Origin of the sequence: Pedobacter psychrodurus (assembly GCF_032678585.1) — a bacterium.
GTDB classification, from domain to species: Bacteria; Bacteroidota; Bacteroidia; order Sphingobacteriales; family Sphingobacteriaceae; genus Pedobacter; species Pedobacter psychrodurus_A.
The window spans coordinates 59,344-77,500 of record NZ_JAVTSN010000019.1; the positions used below are offsets into that span (position 1 = coordinate 59,344).

Here is an 18,157-nt window from a genome sequence, read left to right on the forward strand (position 1 = left end):
TCATTCAATCTATTTCGAAAAATAAATTTGCGGAATCCCACTACTTTTGGTTAGTTTGCCCCATCAAATTAACTGCACAATGGGACGCAAAAGCCTAAAAGAGACTAGACGATTAGAAATTATTAAAGTATTTTATCAGGTAGCCAAAAAAGAGGGCTATGAAAATACTTCTATTGCCAAGATTGCCAAGGTGATGGATATTAACCCCAGCCTTATTATTCATTATTTTGAAACCAAAGAAGGACTCACTTACGAATTGATCGATCATATACTCGATCGCTATTTATTGATCTATACCATCAAACATAAAGGGGAAGCAACCTTAGATGATCTGAGGAAAACCATAGATATGTTGTTTTCTAAAAAATGGAACCTGCTTTTTGATGATGGTTTGTTTTATACTTTTTATGCTTTGGCATTTAGGGAAAAAAAGATCAAATTAAAGTATAAACTTATTTTGGATGCGCTGCGTAACGGCCTTAGCCTGATGATTGAACAATGTAACGCGCGGTGTGTAACAGATGTAGAAAATCCACAGGGTGTTGCCGATTTTATCTTTGTACTGGTTGATGGTGCCTATTTTTATCTTTCCATGGAAAGTGATAAAAAAGCTTATACAGAGCGGTTGGCCTATTATAAACAAAAGGCCTACGATACGCTTGGTTTACCTCCTGTTAAGGTTCTTTCTGCTCCCGTTTTGTGAACTGTTTGCTTAAGGCATATAAACCGATCGACATCCAAAGTACATTTGCCGCAGCATTGGGAAGATCGTGGGTATCTAAGGCAGTTACAGCAAGGCATAAGCCACCCAGTATGTTAAGCGCCTGGAAGGATAGTGAATCTGCACGGATTAGTTTCATGCTCAGCAAAAGGTAGCCGAGTGTACAAAACACTACCCCAGACCAGCCTATAATAGACATTGCTAATTTCATATGATTATATAAATTTATTTTTCTTTAAGTAGCACATTTTTCCTTAACGTTTTGAACCGCACTGCATTATTTTGTTTAACAGTAATGGTGGTATGTCCGGTTTTACTGGTATGCAGATCGCTTACTTTGCCCGATTTACCTTTGTGGGTTCCATCTATAACCATGCATTGATCGCCATCTTTTAAAGGTGTTGTGCTATTGGTGTTCATACGCATTCAAATGGCCATTTTATTGCATTAAAGCTATGAAATAAATGTGATCACAACCAGCTGGTCATCGTTTAAAAATAATCCACATTTTAATGGTTTGTTGATTTACATATTTGATTATGCATAGCGTATTTAGCACATAAACTGTTATATTTAACTGAAATAAATTTAATATGGATTCGAATATCATTACCTTAAGTGTCATCAATTATATGGGCGACTATGATTATTATAATTCTCTTGCAGATTTAAACAACAATATCAGCTCAAAGTCTTTAACCAAATTGAGCGAAATCAGAGAAAGAAATAAACGTCATATTACAGAACTTTTTCCTGAGGTAAAATTTCGCGACAGTAAAAACCAGTTGCTTGCAGTTGGCCATTTTAAAGGAGCAGTTAAGGCTAAAATCGAAACGTTATCAAAAAAAGAAACAGAAGATTACCTGGAGATCCTAAAAAAAGATGCGAAAAAGATAGAAAGGCTTTATAGAAAGGTGAGGAAGTAGAGTGGAAGCATCAACTCGACACTATGAAAAGTCCTTCGACTCCGTTCAAGATGACTAACTGGTTAGGTTTTCCGTGTTTCTGTGTTTCCGTGGCAAAAAATAACGTAAATTTTATTCCATCATCCATCTTACATTTTCCATCTTTCCACCATTAATGAATTAAGAACATCAAGGTCACGTCATTGCGAGGAGGAACGACGAAGCAATCTTACTACTACAGAAGGGCTATTAAATAGCGAAAGTATTAAGATTGCTTCGGTGGCTAAAAAGCCCTCTCGCATCCGATAGATATAGGATGACGATTTATGGAAAACTTGTCATTAGCAGTTCAATGTTTTTAGTTTAAAATCGAACGCTCTGGGTTACCAACCTGGTTAGGTTTTCCGTGTTTCTGTGTTTCCGTGGCAAAAAATAACGTAAATTTTATTCCATCTTCCCATAAAAATACAGACTTTGGACTCGGGACTACCGACTATGGACTCATTAACCTATTCGTGCAGCACCAATATTGCCTTTACCGTTTTGTTCATTACCTGATTAACCGTACTGCTGGTAAATAAGCGGTAAATGATATTGTGGTGGTGTTTAACCAAACAAAGTATATCGGTATGGTTGCTTTTAATAAAATCCATAATGCCATTAGGGGCGCTATTGTGCACGATGTAGTTAAATTCGATCTCCGTATCCGGAAGTAGTTCCCTGATCCTTTTTTCTCCGGTTTGTATGTGTGCTTCGTCTGATTTTTCGGCAACATAAAGTACCTGCATTTTTTTTGTTCCCGATGCTTTTAACAGCTCGCTCAATGCTGTAACATCTTTTGGCGATAAAACCGTTTCATAATCGGTGGCCAGGGTAATGATCGGGAAATTGGTGAAACTGCTTTCCAATGGTACAATCAGTGTAGGGATTCTCATTTTGGTAACGGCCATGCTCGCATTACTGCCTACAATTCCGCTAATTCCGGTTGCACCGGTTATGCCCATTACCAACAATTCTACAGGGTTGTTTTCGGTATGTTTGGTAATCACGGTTTTTAAAAAGCCCACGTCGCAAATCGTTTCGAGTTTAACGTCAGTAAGGTTCTCTCTTTGGCTGATGTTTTCTGCCCATTCTTTCAACGCCGCTCTTTTGTTCCCGTAATACGATTCGATAAAAATGGCATTATAAGTGCTGTTATTTATACCCTCAGTTGGATGGATGGCATGAATGGCCACAACTTCCATTTTCAGTGTTTTTGCCATCGCCAATGCATAAGCCAAAGCATTTCCGGCACTTCTTGAAAAATCCGTTGCTACAAGTATCTGTTTCATTTTTATAAAAAATATATAGAAATAGGTAAAAACTGCTTAAATAAACAGGTGAAAAAGCATAAATAACAAAATAGACAATACAATTGACACGGGTAGGGTAAGTACCCAGGCCAGGCCAATATTTTTAAGCGTATTGCTGTTCAGGTTTTTTCTGCCTCCAGAGGCCACCATTGCCCCCGCTATACCGCTTGATAATACGTGTGTGGTACTTACCGGTAGACCAAATGCAGTACTCAATCCAATAGTCGAAGCCGCAACAATTTCGGAAGTGGCACCCTGGGCATAATTTAAATGCTCATTGCCTATTTTTTCGCCTATGGTTACCGCTATGCGTTTCCAACCGATCATCGTACCCAAACCCAGCGAGATGGATATTAATAAGATAACCCACAACGGTGCAAATTCTACCAGTTTCGAAAGCTCCGAAGCGTTGTCATGAAGCAGCTGATCGTCAGCAGCACTTATGATCAATGTTTTATCCTCCCTTACAGTTTTTACCGAAGCAACCACCTCTTCAATCTGCTTACGGAAAAGATAGGTGTTTTTCTTATCAGTTTCGTTTTTCAGTGAAAGGTGAAATTTAGCCTTGTCAATTTTGCTGATCAAAGCATTAATGTCTAATCTTTTGCCCTGGTTAAGTGTGGCTGTTTTTTGAAGCACCTGTTCGGTTTGATTCAGTTGAAACAGTACCTTATCGTTCGATATATGGTGGTTTACTGCAAATTTTGCCGGTAAAAAAGCAATCAGGATCAGCATCAGTAAACCCACACCTTTTTGTCCGTCGTTACTGCCGTGGAAAAAGCTAACTAAAGTACAGGTAGTGATGAGCAAAGCCCTGATCAATAAAGGAGGCCTGTCGTTTTCGCCAGTTGGGATATGAAAAAGAGCATGGTATTTAATTACATGTTTTAAAAAGTACATCAATAATACGGCTAGTCCAAAACCAATAATGGGTGATAAAATGAGCGATAACCCAATCTCTTCGGCCTTGCCCCAGTTTACACCTTTACCACCATAATACCAGGTAAAGGCCAAGCCAGCACCAATCATGGCACCGATCATGGTATGCGAACTCGAGCAGGGGATACCCAGGTACCATGTGCCCAGATTCCAGGCGATGGAGGCCAGTAAAACGGCCAATACCATGGCCGCACCAACACCAACGGGAAGATTCATCAAGGCATCTAAGGGTACCAGTTTTAAAATGCCCATGGCCACGGCGATGCCTCCGGTAAATACGCCCATAAAATTCCAAAAACCCGACCAGGGAATGGCGATAACTGGTTTAAGTGCCTTAGTATAGATCACTGTAGCTACCGCATTGGCCGTATCATGGAAACCGTTAACAAATTCGAAACCAATTACGGCAAGCAGGCATACAACAAAAACAATGGCTAGGGGAGTGCTTAAATCAGAATTCCCTAAAAAGGGTATGATGGTGCAGAACGACGGCATAAAATCAGTTTGGATATTCAAAGGGCAGATCACTTATCTGCTCAGCTCAAATAAATGAATAAGTAGCTGATTTAAATCGTGTTGAATATTAAATGATTGTTATGAATATGTTAATTGCATCGTGTGGTGAACTGCGAAAAGGAAATCACCATTCATTAAAATTATTTGATAGTTTTGCCAATATATCCCTCCCTTAAAATGAAGCCGATTTTTACCTTTCTGATCATGTTTGCCTGTTTGTCTGTTATGGCGGGCAACAAAGTTCATTCAACTGTCGATAAACGCGTTGAAGTGTTGAGCATTATATTCCGGCTGGCGGGAAACCCGGAGTACAACATGAAATTTGCAAAACGGTATGTAAACGATATCCATACCTATTTTGATGCCTATAAAAACGACCCTGTAGTAAACTTTGCAAAGGAACTGAGCACAAAAAAAAACATGGGTTTTTCGAAGGTGATGTTTTTGGCGGTGCACTTACAATACATGAATAAGGGTTTTTCGCTGATCAAAGAATCTGAAAGCAATCTTAAAGGAAAGTGGGCAGAAGAGGACGCGATAAAATTTGTTAAACTGTTAAATGATTTTTATCACAGGTCCAAGTTCGATACCTTTTTTAAGGTGCACAAAAGTGAGTACGATGAGGCAACAAAACAGTTTGATCAATCCGTTTCTGCATTCGATCAGCAATGGTACCTGGATTATTATGGTGATCATGAAGTAGATTACCAGGTGATCCTCGGACTCGGTGATGGAGGGGCAAATTACGGACCCAGTGTTAGCCCAATAGGTAAAAAAAGATTGGTTTATGCCATTATGGGATCGTGGACTTTTAATGAAGACGGAAATCCAATGTTTCCTAAAGCTATTTATCTGACTTATCTGATCCATGAATTTAACCACTCTTTTGTGGATCATATCCTGGAGGAAAACAAAGATCTTGAGATATTGCTTCAATCAAGTGGAGAAAAGTTGCTCGATAAAAAGAAAAATGAAATGAAGCTTGAAGGATACGAAGACTGGCATAGTTTAATTGACGAATCGCTGGTTAGGGCCTCGGTAGTGCGCTATATGATCGATCATCAGGAAACACCTGAAGCAATAGCGCAGGAAATCTCAGTGCAACAAAAAAAAGGTTTTGTTTGGATGGGTGAGTTGGTTGCTTTGCTTGGTGAATATGAAAGTTCGAGAGCGACGTACCCCACATTTAAAAGTTTTTATCCTCGGATCACTGCTTTTTTTAATCAGGTTGCGATTTAAGGAATATCCGAATCTGGTTTTACCTCCAGTAATTGAGTGGTACAATCTTTTTCTTTAAACAGTTCATAACCTTCTTTCCACCAGGTTTTCATTTCCTGTTTGTCAAAAACGAACGAATGTGTGGTGAGTTCGCGGTTAATGAAATAAAAATTGATTTTTACATTTTTGCTCGCTGTTTGCAGTTTCGAAATGATCAGGTCGTCGTTTGCAATCTGGTTGAGCATAAAATCGCTGGTGCGGGCAAAAACCTCAATCGCATTTTGAAGGGGCGGGTTATTGTAAACCGCTTTTTCCTGCCGGAGAACAATGGTATCAATATCAGTTGCTCCTTTAACAATAGCCTCTTGCACGGGGATAAGATTGCCAAATCCACCATCGGCATAATCGTTGCCGTCTTTATTGCAAAGGCTCATTAAAGGTGCCAGGTTGCATGAGGCCCACATCCAGTCGCAAAAATCTTCATAACTGCAATCATTTGATGATTTATATTCGATCAACTGTGTGGTTAAATTGGCAACGGTAACCACAACTTCTTTCTTCAGTTCTTTTATCTTTTCAAAATCTTTACGTTTAAAATTTTTTCTGATCAGATTTCTCAGATTGGTGCTGTCGCCGAGGGTTTTCTGTCGTTTAAAAAACTGCATGATGATCCCCAGATGGTTCATCCGGAGTTTTACCTTTCCGTTTTTGGTTTTGATAATAAATGGGCAAACGGTAAATATATCCGATTGTTTAATCGTGGTGTATAGTTTTTTAATGCGTTCTACCTCGCCAATGGCCAAAAAGGGGATAAGAAGGCTGCCTGTAGAGCTTCCTACAAAAAGATCGTAGTTTTTGTGACTATGATTGATCAGATATTCTGCTACCCCGCCTGCGAAAGCGCCTTTGCTTCCGCCACCTGAAATGACCAGTGTATTCATGATATAATTTTAGAAGTTCTACTCAAATATAGATGATAATTAGATTCTTATCAGAAGATGAAAAATTAAAATGGAGATGAAATGACGAAATATAGATGCAGAATACCCGAGCTTATTATTTTTTTGTGATGTGAAGTAATAGCTTCTAAAATAAAGCGTTAACTAATCACTAATGTGAAGAAATGTTAAATTATCACTTAAAGTAAACAATTTACTGATGCTTCATGTTTATGTCTTTTTTAACCGAACAATATGATAAGAAAAGGGCGGATCCAAACCATTGACAAGTTTAGTGGAACAGGTGTAATTGTTGATGAAAATGATCAGGAAATTTCCTTTTCAGTTGAAGATTTGATAGAATGGCCTATAAAGAGTGCAGAGGTTGCATTCGATATTGCGTTAACGGCATTGGGTTTAATGGCAATAGATATTATTCCGCTCCATCAGATGTTGTCGACAAAAGAGAAAGCCGAACTTATACCTGCTGATCTATCCGAAACGGTATTAGAAGCGGTATTTATCCATCCGAATGGAAAGGTATAGATATTGTTGCATAAGCAATTAATATTTTGTAAACCGATAACAAAGAATTGTTACCGGTTTTATGTTGCCTATAGATAAAGGCTACCTTCCATAACGATAACCGATGAGCCACTAACAAAGATTCCGTCTTCTTCTACGCGTACATGTATTTCTGAAGGATGGCCAACCTGTTCTCCCTGAAAAATAATATGGTCAGTATGTTTTTGAATATGTCCTAACTTTTCAAGGTAGCCTGCCAATGGTCCGGCAGCAGTGCCTGTAGCGGGGTCTTCATCAATTCCAACGGTCGGACTGAAAAATCTTGTGCTGGCCAGGTATCCCTTTGCGGAAGGTGCTGTGGTGAAGAGATAATATCCTTCAAAACCATATTCTTCACTAATTGCTTTTAAAAGTGTTTTATTGGGCGATGCGTGTCCTAATGCATTGAGATCTTTAACGGGTACCATCAGATGGGCAACTTCTGTGCTTACGATCTGGTTTTCCCAACCATGATCGCCAAGTATTGCAGGATCAAGCCCCAATGCTGCCGAAATTTTGGAAACGGGTACACTACCAATACGTTTTGCCGGGCGCTGTTTCATCGCAACAAAGGGGTGACCATCTTTTTGAGATATCTCTAGATTGATTGCTGTTCCATTGATGGAAACCCATGGTTTTGTTGTTTGTGCCTTAAAAATATCCCATTGCTTTAACAGTGCCAGAATAACCGCGCCCAGTAAATTATGCCCGGCACCGCTAACTTCATAGCCAGAAGGGGTAAATGATCTGACCTCCAGCGCTCTGGTGCTTTCACTGTAATACACAAAAGAAGTTTCGGAATAGCCAAACTCTCTCGAAATTTTGTGGTATTCTTCCAAGCTGAGGGGATCGGGCGTATATACAACTGAAAGCTGATTGCCTGTATAGTGCTGTACGGTAAAAACGTCTAATACGTAATAATCTAGTTTTTTCATTTTTAGTGATTTAATTGTTGAGGCCTGTAATGATGATGTAATTTTGAATCCTGGTATATCGTTTTTTGATTCGCAACCAATAGGATATAAACTTTTTGACCATGATCTTTTGTTTAAAATTCATCTCAAAATTAGGCTGTAATAGTTTATTTTTGTTATGGGTTAACCCCAGGTAACCGGTTACCATGAGTTAACTATTATAGATATGGCAACAACGAATATCAGTGGAAAACTAACAGAAGCCACCTGTGAGCAGGAGCTATCGGCTATTCGCGATAGTCTGGAAATTTTGGGCGGAAAATGGAAACTTAGGATCATGCGTTATCTGGTGATCCGCCGGGAGCAGCGCAATACTTTCAAAAAAATACAAAGGGAGATTGAGGGGATTTCGGCTAAAATGCTCTCTAAAGAACTCCACGATCTGGAGCTTAACCTTTTGGTATCAAGAGAAGTGATCGATTCGAAGCCGATAACGGTAGCTTATTCGATTACGGAATATGGTTGTACCGTGCTTCCTGTAACCGATACCCTTGTAGAATGGGGATTAAAACACAGGGAAAAAATTAAGGAAATGATTCATTGTCCGTCGCTTTGTGATTGCAAGTAGTCTGTTTTATACTTGATATAAAATCACTTTCTAAAATTATTTGGTGAAAATTTATACAGCTTAGATATTTATAAACATGTGTGCTTGGAAGCCATAATTTATTTACTTTTGACGTCCCCGAATTTAACGAGATTTAGCAGCACGAGATATTGACATGGCGACAACAACAAATGAACAGGTAGCGGTAAAAGCAACCTATTTTAGTATCATTGGAAATACCTCCTTAGCCCTGATAAAAGGTGCTGCCGGCATTTTTGGGAATTCTTACGCCTTAATTGCAGATGCCATCGAATCTACCGCCGATATTTTTTCTTCCTGTTTGGTGCTGTTCGGAATCAAATATTCGAATAGGCCAGCTGATGAAAATCATCCCTATGGGCATGGTAGGGCAGAACCTCTTATTACATTTTTAGTTGTTGGTTTTTTGATTACTTCAGCAACTATAATTGCTTACGAAAGTATTCAGAACATCAAAACCCCGCACGGTCTTCCAAAACCTTTTACCTTATTTATCCTTGGGGCAATTATCATCTGGAAAGAGATTTCGTTTAGGCTGGTAATGAAGCGTAGCAAAGAAACCAATAGCTCATCTTTAAAGGCAGATGCCTGGCACCATAGGAGTGATGCCATCACCTCAATTGCTGCTTTTATCGGGATCTCTATTGCCTTGTTTATGGGCAAGGGCTATGAAGCAGCTGATGATTGGTCGGCACTGTTTGCAGCCGGTTTTATTCTTTACAACTGTTACCATATCTTCAGGCCTGCATTGGGCGAGATTATGGATGAAAATCTTTATGAGGATATTATTGCAGAAATAAGAAAGGTATCTGCTACTGTTCAGGGAATAGCGGGTACTGAAAAATGTTTTATCCGAAAATCGGGTATGAAATACCATGTAGACCTGCATGCACTTGTAAATGGAGAGCTTTCGGTGCGGGCAGGGCACGAACTGGCACATAAACTACAAGATACCTTGCATAAAGTGATTCCTGAGCTTGGTAATATTTTAATCCATATTGAGCCATCTGAATAATTAGTTTTGATGTGGAAGGTTGAGGGAAATCGTTATTCTTTCGGACGGATATACCAAGAAGTCAAGTTTTTAAAAACTTGACTTCTTTTTCATTTCTCCAGCTATTGATGAAAAATCGGTTAATGTGACTTCCGACTCTAGACTGAGGACTTCGCTAATTTAGCTGATTTTAAGTGAGATTGATGAGTTTAAAGCCGCTTCAGCGCATCCTCATTACCCAGTTTATTATCCGATTTCTGAATTTTAGATTTACCGAATTTATAGGTAAAGCCTACGAAAACACGTTTGCTATCGTTAGTGATGCGTTCTGCTGAGTTAAAAGTACCATAATTGCGTTCGATCAGATAATCGTTGCGTTTAAATATCAATTCGTTTCCGCCTAAGCGTAGCTGTCCTTTACCTTCCCAAAGGTTGAGTAAAAATGAAGCGTCTATATTTTTGTAGCCGCTGTTTTTCGAAAGATCCTGTACATAATCCGTCCAATAATAGGCATCCACCTGCAATTTCAGGTTCTTCGTGATTTTAAAGATCTGCGAACTTTTAAAATCAGAATGGAAAGCAGCCAATTTATAGTTTGCACCCAAAACAGGACCTTCTGCTTTGTTATAACCAATTGGAGTGCCGCTGTTCAAGGTTTCCCACCAATCGTTAATTTTTATCGGATAAAACAGGTAGAGCGAAATATCGGACGAATGGTTCAGGTTCCGGCGCATATAATATGTCACTTTTGTCGCCAAATCCTGCCTGTAAGGGAATAAACCAATCATTCCTTTAGTCCTGGTGTAACTTAACGAAAGATTAAGCTTGTGGATATTTGCATTTATGGAATAAGTATCATCGAATTGGGGCGTAAGTGAAGGGTTACCCTGCTCGATGGTATATTGATTAAGCAAAACAGTATAGGGAACCAATTCGTAATAAGCTGCACGGTTAATGGTGGGTTTGTATGAAAATGAGATGTTATTGTTCTGGTTAAAGTTGTGCTGATAAAGGAAAGTTGGGAATAGGTTACTGTAGTTTTGCTTAAAATTACCAACAAAATCAGCCTCAGTGCGTTCTACCCTTAAACCAAGTTGCAGTTTGTCGTTTTTCCAATCTTTACTCAGGATCCCATACACCGAACCGATCGATTCCCTAAGGTTACTCTGATTGGAAAATGTAGCATTGGCCTCCAATTGGCCATTGCGGGTATCTTCGTAGTCTACGCTGGTATTGGAATTGGTATATTGAAATTTAACCCCGGTTTCTAATTTCCATTGTTTTTTAAATTCGTGCGTATAATCTGCCTGGGCAATATAAACATCAATGGCGGCTTTATTCCGGTTCTGGTAATAGGGTGGGGTTCTGATTATTTTACCTGTGCCATCGTAAAGTACCGAGGGGAAATTCTGAAACAGATTCCTTTTCCACGGGGTAAAAGTGGCGAGTAAAACCAGTTCATTTTTACCAGAATCGGCCAAAAGGTGGTAATTCAGGTTGTAGGTATATGAACTGGCCCGCTGGTTAAAAACAGCATCAGTATACAATACGGAATCGATACCGATGTTTTTCCGGCCGAATGCATTCGTGGTGGCCCATGGCCCTTTAAAATAGAAAATACCACCATTTGCAAAGAGCGATATACTCTGGTTTTTATCCAATTGTAATTCGGCACTGGCCTGAAAATTATAAAGTTTATTGTGTGTTAGCCGCGACCAGTTATTGGTTAAATAATAAAGTGGATCGGTTGGGTCCTGAAAGCGCTCGGAAGTAATACCGAAAATATTATCACCTTTTGTAATGCCTCCATTGGCATAAATGGTGAGGTTTTTACGCTTAAAGGTCGCTGATGTATTGAGATTACCAATTGCATATTTTCCGGTCGAAGCATCTGCGCGGACATCTCCTGTAAAACCTTCGATCTGGCTTTTCTTGGTAATAATGTTGATCACTGCACCAAAAGCAGCATCGTACTTTGCAGAGGGCTGTGTAATGAGCTCAATTTTAAGAATGTTGCCTGCAGGCATGGTTTGTAATATATTCTCTAAAGCAGCATCGGGTATGGGTTTTCCATCGATCAAAATCATAGTCCGTTTTCCCTGTAAACTCACGGTATTATCAGCCGAAATCCGTACAAAAGGTGCCGATTTTAAAACCTGCAGCGAATTGCCAACGGCCATTGCACTGTTTTCTACATTAAAAACCAATCTGTCGCTTTTGGCTTCTACCAAAGGTTTGCTTGCGGTTATCTTAACTTCTTTTAGGTTTTCGCCGGATGATTGCATGGCAATAGGGGCAATGGTAACTGCTACGTTGCCGCCAACTGTAAAGGGTTTCGTAGTATACGGACTGTAACCAACAGATGAAACCCTGATTTTATAAGTGCCTGGTTTAACCGATGGGAAAGTGAATTTTCCTTCCAGATCGGTCATTGAGTTAGTCACGAATGATGAATCGGCAGCCACCAACAACGTTACTGTGGTATATTCCAATGGTTTGGCGTGCTCATCCAGCAATCGCCCGCTTACCTGATCCTTTGCAAGAGAATCTGCAATGATAGGAGTTATACTTGGCTTTAAGGGTGCCGCAGTTTTAGAAACCGTCGGGAAAATAGAATAATTTTTATCATCTACTTTGTACCACGAAAGGTTAAGTGGTAAGATCATCGCATCCAAAACCTGCTTTAAGGGCTTGCCTGCATAGTTATTGGCATTGTAAAACACCTGCTTCTCTTTAAGCTGGCTTTCTTCATATAAAAAATTGACCTTATATTGTGCGCTGAGTTTACTGAGTACCTGTGTTAAAGCTTGTGTTTCTTCTTGTTTTACCTGTTGGCTAAATGCACATGGAATAAAAAATAAAGTACATAATAAGGCAATAAGGCTGATTTTTAAGTTCGTTTTCATCATCTTGGCCTTATTTAGATGTAACAACAAGTTCGCGTGAATCCTCTTTTGGTGTAATACTGATGTTTAAGGTAAGGCCAATGGCTTTGAAAAGTACATCTCTGTTTTTCGCACTTAAAGCACCCGACAATCTTTTCTCTAAAATTTTAGGATCATCTACCACCACTTTATAACCATAAATATCTTCGAAATAGTCGAATATCTTCGCCATCGGTACATTACGGAAATAGAGTTTTCCATCTTTCCATGAAGCATATTCAACAACGTTGATCGGTTTTTTGATCAGTTTACCATTTGCATACTCTGCAATATCGCCAGGTGCCAAAATGAGCTGTTTAGCTGCATCAGCGTTTAAACCCAAACTGATTTTACCATCTAAAAGGGCAACCTCGGTACGGCCTCTTCTATCGTTTACATTAAATGATGTACCCAACACTTCTACATTAACCGCGCCTGTATGTACAATAAAACGTTCGTGCTTTTGTATTTTGCCTGTTTTATGCAGGTGATTTACTTTTAAAAAGGCCTCTCCTGATATCCAAACCTCACGGATTTCGTCTTTATCCCAGTTTTTATCATATTTAATGTTCGAGTTGGCATTTAGGGTAACGATCGATCCATCTGGTAAAGTGATGTTTTTTAATTCACCATAAGGTGTTTCGATATTTACCTTCTGGTTAACCGAATATAAAATGCCGATACAGCACAAGATACCAACCACAACAGCTGCGGCCGCATAACGGTACCACATTGGAATGATTTTGCCTGTTTTTTTGACCAAAACGGTTTTCGCTGCAATGTTTTGCCAAAGTTGTTGTTGCTCTGGTGCACTAAGCGAATCGGTCTCGAAACGCATAGACAATACAATTTCCCTTGCACTAACAATGGATGGGTTTAATGTAGGATAGGCCTTTTGAATGTTCTGCCAATAGGTATTCGTGGTTTCATCAGGCTGAAGCACCCAAAGGATAAAGGCTTCATCGTTGATCAGATCTGCTAAAGTATAAGCGTTATAATCGCTTAGCTGTTTCTTCATATTCTTTCTTTTGATCCTATTAGCAGCTACCTGAGTTTTTTACCCCATTCAAATCGATAAAAATATATAATATTTCGTAAGGTGTTGATTGTTAGTTGAATAATTTTAAATGTAAGATCAGGTAGAACAATAATAAATCATCTTTGGAAAGATTGTTCCGCAGGTAATCTAAAGATCTGGCCATTATTTTGTAACCAGCCTTAACGCTGATCCCCATTACTTCGGCAATTTCTTCATACGAAAGTTGTTCGTAAAACTTAAGGAAAATCGCCTCCTTTTGTCTGGCGGTAAGTTTAGCGATGGCCTGTTGAAGCTGCTCGCTTACCTGCGATTGCCTTTCGTTATCGATAAGTGATTCTTCTACATTTAAAACTACCTGAAAAGAATAACTTTCCGTTTCCTCGTAACTTTCGTTTTTACTTAACTGGAAAGTTTTTTTGAAGATGGAATGTCTGAATGATTTGTAGAGGTAATTTTTAACATGCTCCGGTTTTCCGATTGAAGTTCTTTTGGTCCAAAGGTTTACAAAAAGATCCTGTATACATTCTTTTATGAGGTCTTTGTCTTTTGTGAATTTCGATCCATAATTGTACAAACCTGCAGAATATGTTTGATAAAGTGATTCGAATGCTTCGGCATTGCCATCTTTAAAAGCGTTCCATTGTTCGGTTGCTGTTTTGTTATGTGGATGCTGATGGGTTTGCAAAATATTAAAGCTGATTGATGATTAGAATGTATGTTTGCAATTAAGTTCTATTGCACCTGTTGTAGGAGCCAAACATAAGTAAATTCTTTTAAAGCAGAAATTTGCTTTTTAATCCTAAAGTATTTGCTTTTAACGGCAAAGAACACAAAGAAAAGGTGCGGAGGACGCAAAGTTGGGTGTATCATCTTGATTTTCCGCTGTGTTTATCCTCATTAATCTGAGGTAACAAACCTATAGAGTTTCCAGCTGATCGCGCAGATTTACGCGGAGGCCATTCTATTTTTCATCATCCATCTTTTCTGCTCCATAACTTCGGACCTCCGACCCCCGACTATTCCCATCTTTTAACCACAAAGAACACAAAGGAAAGGCGCGGAGCATACAGAGTTGGGTGCATAGTTTAGGTCTTAATCTGCATGTATCTTCTTGATCTGCGGGACTAAACTAACGGCCTATGGTTTCCCGCTGATCGCGCAGATTTACGCGGAGGCAGTTCCATTTTTCATCATCCATCTTTTCTGCTCCATAACTTCGGACCTCCGACCTCTGACCCCAGACTATTCCCGTTTTTTTACCACAAAGGGCACAAAGGAAAGGCGCGGAGTGCACAGAGCTGGGTGCATAGTTTAGGTCTTAATCTGCGTTTATTTTCTTGATCTGCGGGAATAAACTAAAGGCCTATGGTCTCCCGCTGATCGCGCAGATTTACGCAGAGGTTATTCCATTATCCATTTTACATTTTCCATCATTTTCAATCTGTGGGAACAAACCTATAGCCTAGAGTCTCCCGCGGATCACAGAGATTTACGCGGAACGAATCCCATCATCCATTTTCCATCATCCGTCTTCCTCATCTTGTTTTCTTAAATTCACTTGGCGTTACGCCATATTTGGCTTTAAAAATGGTAGAAAAATAGGTTGCAGATGAAATACCCACCATATAACTCACTTCGGCTATGGAATAATCTTCATTTCCGAGATAATATTTGGCTTTTTTTAACCTGCGGTTTAAAATGTAATCGGAAATGCTGCAGTTTAATAATGCCTTAACCTTCCGATACAACTGAATTCTGGAGATACCAATGGCTTTACAGAGATCTTCCACACTAAAATCTTCGTTGGAGAGGTTGTGTTCAACAATTCCAGAAAAATCATTGATAAATTTTTTATCAAGCAGGCTTGCAGTGCTTTTTTTGGTGCTCGTATTCGTAATATCGCTTGTATAATGTTCTTTTAAAATGCCACGGTTCCTGATCAGGTTTTCTACATTGGCCGTTAAATAATCAAAATTGAAGGGTTTGGTAAGGTAAAGATCGGCCATACTTTGAATTCCGTTGATCTGCTGTTCAATACTTCCCCTCGCCGTTAATAAGATAATGGGAATATGAGAAGTACGGAAATCGTTTTTCAGTTTATTGGCCAGTTCGGTGCCGGAACCATCTGGCAGTATTACATCTGAAATGATCAGGTCTGGAATTTTTTCGTAGGCTTCGTGCGTACCATTTGTAACGTTTGCCGCAGTAAAAACCTCGTAATTGTATTCAAATTTTTCGCGGAGATAGTTTTGCAGATCTTGATTGTCTTCAATAATCAAAATCGATTGTTCTTTTAATGGATTGAATACTTCTTCTTTCCGGAACTCCTGCTGAGGTTCCATATCTGTAGTGTAAATTTTTAACTGATCATATAAACGTGTCCTTTTTTCTTGCTGTGTATCTTGTTCCGGCTTAGAAAGATGGGCATTTCCAAGTGGTAGGTTAACGGTAAATGTGGTTCCTTCCCATTTTTTGCTTAACACGCTAATCGTTCCTTTGTGCAGTTGAATCAGTTCTTTAGAAAGCGATAAGCCTAGTCCGGAGCCACGCGAGTACCCCGAATCGGCCTGATAAAACTGATCAAAGATGTTTTTAAGTTCATCTTCAGTCATACCAACACCGTTATCTTCCACCAAAATTTCAACTTCAGCCTCAACCGCCCGTATCCTAATGTGTATGTGGCCATTATCCGAAGTAAATTTGAGGGCATTCGATAAGAGGTTAAAAATCACCTTATCTAAGATATTGGCATCAAACCATACCATTATTTCATTTTTATCGCTCAATAGCTGTAAATCGATATTTCTTTTTTTGGCGATATGTTTAAAGTTTTCGATGAGTTCGCGTAAAAAAGCCACGATGTTTCCCTCTGCTGCCCTGAGGTTGAATTTCTGATGTTCTATTTTTCGGTAATCAATAAGCTGGTTCACCAGTTTCAGTAACCTGAACACATTTTTATTGATCAGGTTTAAATTATTACCTGCAAGGCTTCTTAATTTTTCATTTTTAAGCAGATCTTCAAGAGGCGAGAGGATCAGGGTTAAAGGTGTCCGGAATTCGTGAGAGATATTGGTGAAAAAGTTAAGTTTCATCTCGGTTGCCGCTTCTGCTTTGGCCGACATCTCGATCAGCTGGTTTCTTTGAGAAAGGATTTCGCTGTTTTTAAGCTCCAGGCTTTTATTTATTTTTCTGTTTTCTAAAAGCGAGTGGAATGCAATACCGCCAAAAACAACCACCAGCACAAGGGTAATTACAATCACATTCAGTACCAAACGCTGGTTATCATAAATCTCGAGCTGATTTTCCAATAATTCCTGCTGGCGTTCAATGTCTTTCTGCTGGTTGTTAATTCTCGACCACTGCATTTTCATGAGCTGAACATTTGTACTGTCGATCACTACCGTTTGCAATATGTTTTCCCTTGCGAACGATTTATTGCCAAGGATGGCAAAAGCCGTATTAATGGCTTCTTTACCTCCGGTTGGGTATAATAGGCTTCCTGTTAGGATTTTATCGCCAACAAGCTCCAAACCTGCACCTTTTCCCGGAAGGGCATCAACGCCGATTACTTTTGTTTTACGGTCTAAAGCCAGATTGCTTAGTACATTTTTGCTGGCCAGGGCCATTACATCGTTATGCGCAAAAATGGCGTCTACATTTTTAAGCTGTTTAGCGTGTTGATAAAGCTGTTTTTGTGCTCCTTCGCTAATCCAATTGCCATAAACCTGAAAACTTAATTTAATGTCAGGGTATTTTTTTAATTCATCTGTAAATCCTTTCGAACGTTCTATGGCAGGAGAAGATCCCGGTAAGCCCATTACTTCTGCTACAGTACCTTTTCTTTTAAGTACAGCATTGGCCATATAATCGGCCGCCATTTTACCGATTTCGTAATTGTTGGCGCCTACATAGGCTGTATAATGTGGCGACGATGTTTTCCTGTCGATCACAATAACCGGGATACCTTTATTATAAGCTTCTTCTACAACGGCAGTAAGTGGATGGGCTTCATTTGGAGATATAATCAGCAGATCGATGTTTTGCCTGAGCATTTCACGCACCTGTTTAATCTGCCGGTTGCTGTTTCCATCTGCGTCACTGTATAAAAATTCGGTGGCAGGATGTAAGGAGAGTTCCATTTTCATTTCATCGAGCATGGTGCGGCGCCAATGATCGGAGGCTACACATTGCGAAAACCCGATCACAAACTTTTCATCTTCCTTTTTTTTGCTGCATCCAAAAATGGACAATATCAGGAAAAACAGAGTGATCATCCGTACAAGTTTAAGGCTTGTGGAGAGCTGTAATTTGATAGGATTTGCAACGCTCATGTGTTAGTTTGATTTGGTTAGTTGAGCTAAAACTATAAAATGTAATCTGTATTTGAAAATCCTTGCCTGTAGCCATATTTAAAATCTGTAACCAGAACGAAGGTTATCTGATACCAGATTTAAAGTTTGTCAATTTTGTCAAAAATTAAAATTTCA

General features: G+C 39.3%; 16 protein-coding genes. 6 read left to right on the forward strand and 10 right to left on the reverse strand.

Annotated features, from left to right (window positions below; genetic code table 11):
* Positions 1 to 79: 79 nt before the first annotated feature.
* Complete coding sequence (locus R2S57_RS14080) at positions 80 to 703, forward strand: TetR family transcriptional regulator (RefSeq protein WP_316845591.1); 624 nt, start codon at positions 80 to 82, stop codon at positions 701 to 703.
* On the opposite strand, the gene R2S57_RS14085 is transcribed toward R2S57_RS14080, so the two are convergent.
* Together R2S57_RS14085 and R2S57_RS14090 are read right to left on the reverse strand one after the other, a co-directional pair.
* Complete coding sequence (locus R2S57_RS14085; protein ID WP_316845592.1) at positions 675 to 932, reverse strand: CBU_0592 family membrane protein; 258 nt, start codon at positions 930 to 932, stop codon at positions 675 to 677. The two genes, R2S57_RS14080 and R2S57_RS14085, sit on opposite strands and share 29 nt — an antisense overlap.
* 14 nt (positions 933 to 946) lie before the next feature.
* On the reverse strand, positions 947 to 1,147 hold the full coding sequence (locus tag R2S57_RS14090; RefSeq protein ID WP_316845593.1) for a KOW motif-containing protein: 201 nt from the start codon (positions 1,145 to 1,147) through the stop codon (positions 947 to 949).
* Between the two features lie 167 nt (positions 1,148 to 1,314).
* Here R2S57_RS14090 and R2S57_RS14095 point away from each other — a divergent pair, with 167 nt between their 5' ends.
* Complete coding sequence (locus R2S57_RS14095) at positions 1,315 to 1,647, forward strand: hypothetical protein (RefSeq protein ID WP_316845594.1); 333 nt, start codon at positions 1,315 to 1,317, stop codon at positions 1,645 to 1,647.
* Positions 1,648 to 2,135: 488 nt separating this feature from the next.
* On the opposite strand, the gene R2S57_RS14100 is transcribed toward R2S57_RS14095, so the two are convergent.
* Positions 2,136 to 2,957 carry a universal stress protein gene (locus R2S57_RS14100; protein WP_316845595.1) on the reverse strand — a complete coding sequence of 274 codons (822 nt, stop codon included), beginning with the start codon at positions 2,955 to 2,957 and terminating at the stop codon, positions 2,136 to 2,138.
* A gap of 36 nt (positions 2,958 to 2,993) precedes the next feature.
* Positions 2,994 to 4,412 (reverse strand): inorganic phosphate transporter, encoded by a 1,419-nt coding sequence (locus tag R2S57_RS14105; RefSeq protein ID WP_316845596.1) that lies wholly within the window; start codon positions 4,410 to 4,412, stop codon positions 2,994 to 2,996.
* A 198-nt stretch (positions 4,413 to 4,610) separates the two neighbouring features.
* On the opposite strand from R2S57_RS14105, the gene R2S57_RS14110 reads away from it, so the two are divergent.
* Positions 4,611 to 5,672 (forward strand): DUF4932 domain-containing protein, encoded by a 1,062-nt coding sequence (locus R2S57_RS14110; RefSeq protein ID WP_316845597.1) that lies wholly within the window; start codon positions 4,611 to 4,613, stop codon positions 5,670 to 5,672.
* Here the strand turns inward: R2S57_RS14110 and R2S57_RS14115 are convergent.
* On the reverse strand, positions 5,669 to 6,592 hold the full coding sequence (locus R2S57_RS14115) for a patatin-like phospholipase family protein (protein ID WP_316845598.1): 924 nt from the start codon (positions 6,590 to 6,592) through the stop codon (positions 5,669 to 5,671). The genes R2S57_RS14110 and R2S57_RS14115 overlap by 4 nt on opposite strands.
* Positions 6,593 to 6,844: 252 nt before the next feature.
* On the opposite strand from R2S57_RS14115, the gene R2S57_RS14120 reads away from it, so the two are divergent.
* A complete protein-coding gene (locus tag R2S57_RS14120) occupies positions 6,845 to 7,135 on the forward strand; it encodes a hypothetical protein (RefSeq protein ID WP_316845599.1) in 291 nt (96 codons plus the stop codon).
* Between the two features lie 68 nt (positions 7,136 to 7,203).
* Here R2S57_RS14120 and R2S57_RS14125 read toward each other — a convergent pair whose 3' ends face one another.
* On the reverse strand, positions 7,204 to 8,088 hold the full coding sequence (locus R2S57_RS14125; protein ID WP_316845600.1) for a PhzF family phenazine biosynthesis protein: 885 nt from the start codon (positions 8,086 to 8,088) through the stop codon (positions 7,204 to 7,206).
* A gap of 205 nt (positions 8,089 to 8,293) precedes the next feature.
* On the opposite strand from R2S57_RS14125, the gene R2S57_RS14130 reads away from it, so the two are divergent.
* Complete coding sequence (locus R2S57_RS14130) at positions 8,294 to 8,695, forward strand: helix-turn-helix domain-containing protein (protein WP_316845601.1); 402 nt, start codon at positions 8,294 to 8,296, stop codon at positions 8,693 to 8,695.
* Positions 8,696 to 8,849: 154 nt separating this feature from the next.
* Positions 8,850 to 9,728: a cation diffusion facilitator family transporter gene (locus R2S57_RS14135; RefSeq protein ID WP_316845602.1), complete on the forward strand. Its 879-nt coding sequence runs from the start codon at positions 8,850 to 8,852 to the stop codon at positions 9,726 to 9,728.
* A gap of 188 nt (positions 9,729 to 9,916) precedes the next feature.
* Here the strand turns inward: R2S57_RS14135 and R2S57_RS14140 are convergent, their stop codons facing one another.
* The 4 genes from R2S57_RS14140 to R2S57_RS14155 all read right to left on the reverse strand — a co-directional run bounded on the left by R2S57_RS14140 (position 9,917) and on the right by R2S57_RS14155 (position 17,944).
* Entirely contained in the window at positions 9,917 to 12,616 is a 2,700-nt protein-coding gene (locus R2S57_RS14140; protein ID WP_316845603.1) for an outer membrane beta-barrel protein, read from the reverse strand.
* A gap of 7 nt (positions 12,617 to 12,623) precedes the next feature.
* Complete coding sequence (locus R2S57_RS14145; RefSeq protein ID WP_316845604.1) at positions 12,624 to 13,649, reverse strand: FecR family protein; 1,026 nt, start codon at positions 13,647 to 13,649, stop codon at positions 12,624 to 12,626.
* Between the two features lie 91 nt (positions 13,650 to 13,740).
* Positions 13,741 to 14,355: a sigma-70 family RNA polymerase sigma factor gene (locus R2S57_RS14150; RefSeq protein WP_316845605.1), complete on the reverse strand. Its 615-nt coding sequence runs from the start codon at positions 14,353 to 14,355 to the stop codon at positions 13,741 to 13,743.
* A gap of 850 nt (positions 14,356 to 15,205) precedes the next feature.
* Positions 15,206 to 17,944 carry a substrate-binding domain-containing protein gene (locus R2S57_RS14155; protein WP_316845606.1) on the reverse strand — a complete coding sequence of 913 codons (2,739 nt, stop codon included), beginning with the start codon at positions 17,942 to 17,944 and terminating at the stop codon, positions 15,206 to 15,208.
* Positions 17,945 to 18,157: the final 213 nt, after the last annotated feature.

Coding starts and splice junctions, on each gene's coding strand:
- R2S57_RS14080 (WP_316845591.1), top strand. CDS start 80: ATGGGACGCAAAAGCCTAAAAGAGACTAGACGATTAGAAATTATTAAA.
- R2S57_RS14085 (WP_316845592.1), bottom strand. CDS start 932: ATGAAATTAGCAATGTCTATTATAGGCTGGTCTGGGGTAGTGTTTTGT.
- R2S57_RS14090 (WP_316845593.1), bottom strand. CDS start 1,147: ATGCGTATGAACACCAATAGCACAACACCTTTAAAAGATGGCGATCAA.
- R2S57_RS14095 (WP_316845594.1), top strand. CDS start 1,315: ATGGATTCGAATATCATTACCTTAAGTGTCATCAATTATATGGGCGAC.
- R2S57_RS14100 (WP_316845595.1), bottom strand. CDS start 2,957: ATGAAACAGATACTTGTAGCAACGGATTTTTCAAGAAGTGCCGGAAAT.
- R2S57_RS14105 (WP_316845596.1), bottom strand. CDS start 4,412: ATGCCGTCGTTCTGCACCATCATACCCTTTTTAGGGAATTCTGATTTA.
- R2S57_RS14110 (WP_316845597.1), top strand. CDS start 4,611: ATGAAGCCGATTTTTACCTTTCTGATCATGTTTGCCTGTTTGTCTGTT.
- R2S57_RS14115 (WP_316845598.1), bottom strand. CDS start 6,592: ATGAATACACTGGTCATTTCAGGTGGCGGAAGCAAAGGCGCTTTCGCA.
- R2S57_RS14120 (WP_316845599.1), top strand. CDS start 6,845: ATGATAAGAAAAGGGCGGATCCAAACCATTGACAAGTTTAGTGGAACA.
- R2S57_RS14125 (WP_316845600.1), bottom strand. CDS start 8,088: ATGAAAAAACTAGATTATTACGTATTAGACGTTTTTACCGTACAGCAC.
- R2S57_RS14130 (WP_316845601.1), top strand. CDS start 8,294: ATGGCAACAACGAATATCAGTGGAAAACTAACAGAAGCCACCTGTGAG.
- R2S57_RS14135 (WP_316845602.1), top strand. CDS start 8,850: ATGGCGACAACAACAAATGAACAGGTAGCGGTAAAAGCAACCTATTTT.
- R2S57_RS14140 (WP_316845603.1), bottom strand. CDS start 12,616: ATGATGAAAACGAACTTAAAAATCAGCCTTATTGCCTTATTATGTACT.
- R2S57_RS14145 (WP_316845604.1), bottom strand. CDS start 13,649: ATGAAGAAACAGCTAAGCGATTATAACGCTTATACTTTAGCAGATCTG.
- R2S57_RS14155 (WP_316845606.1), bottom strand. CDS start 17,944: ATGATCACTCTGTTTTTCCTGATATTGTCCATTTTTGGATGCAGCAAA.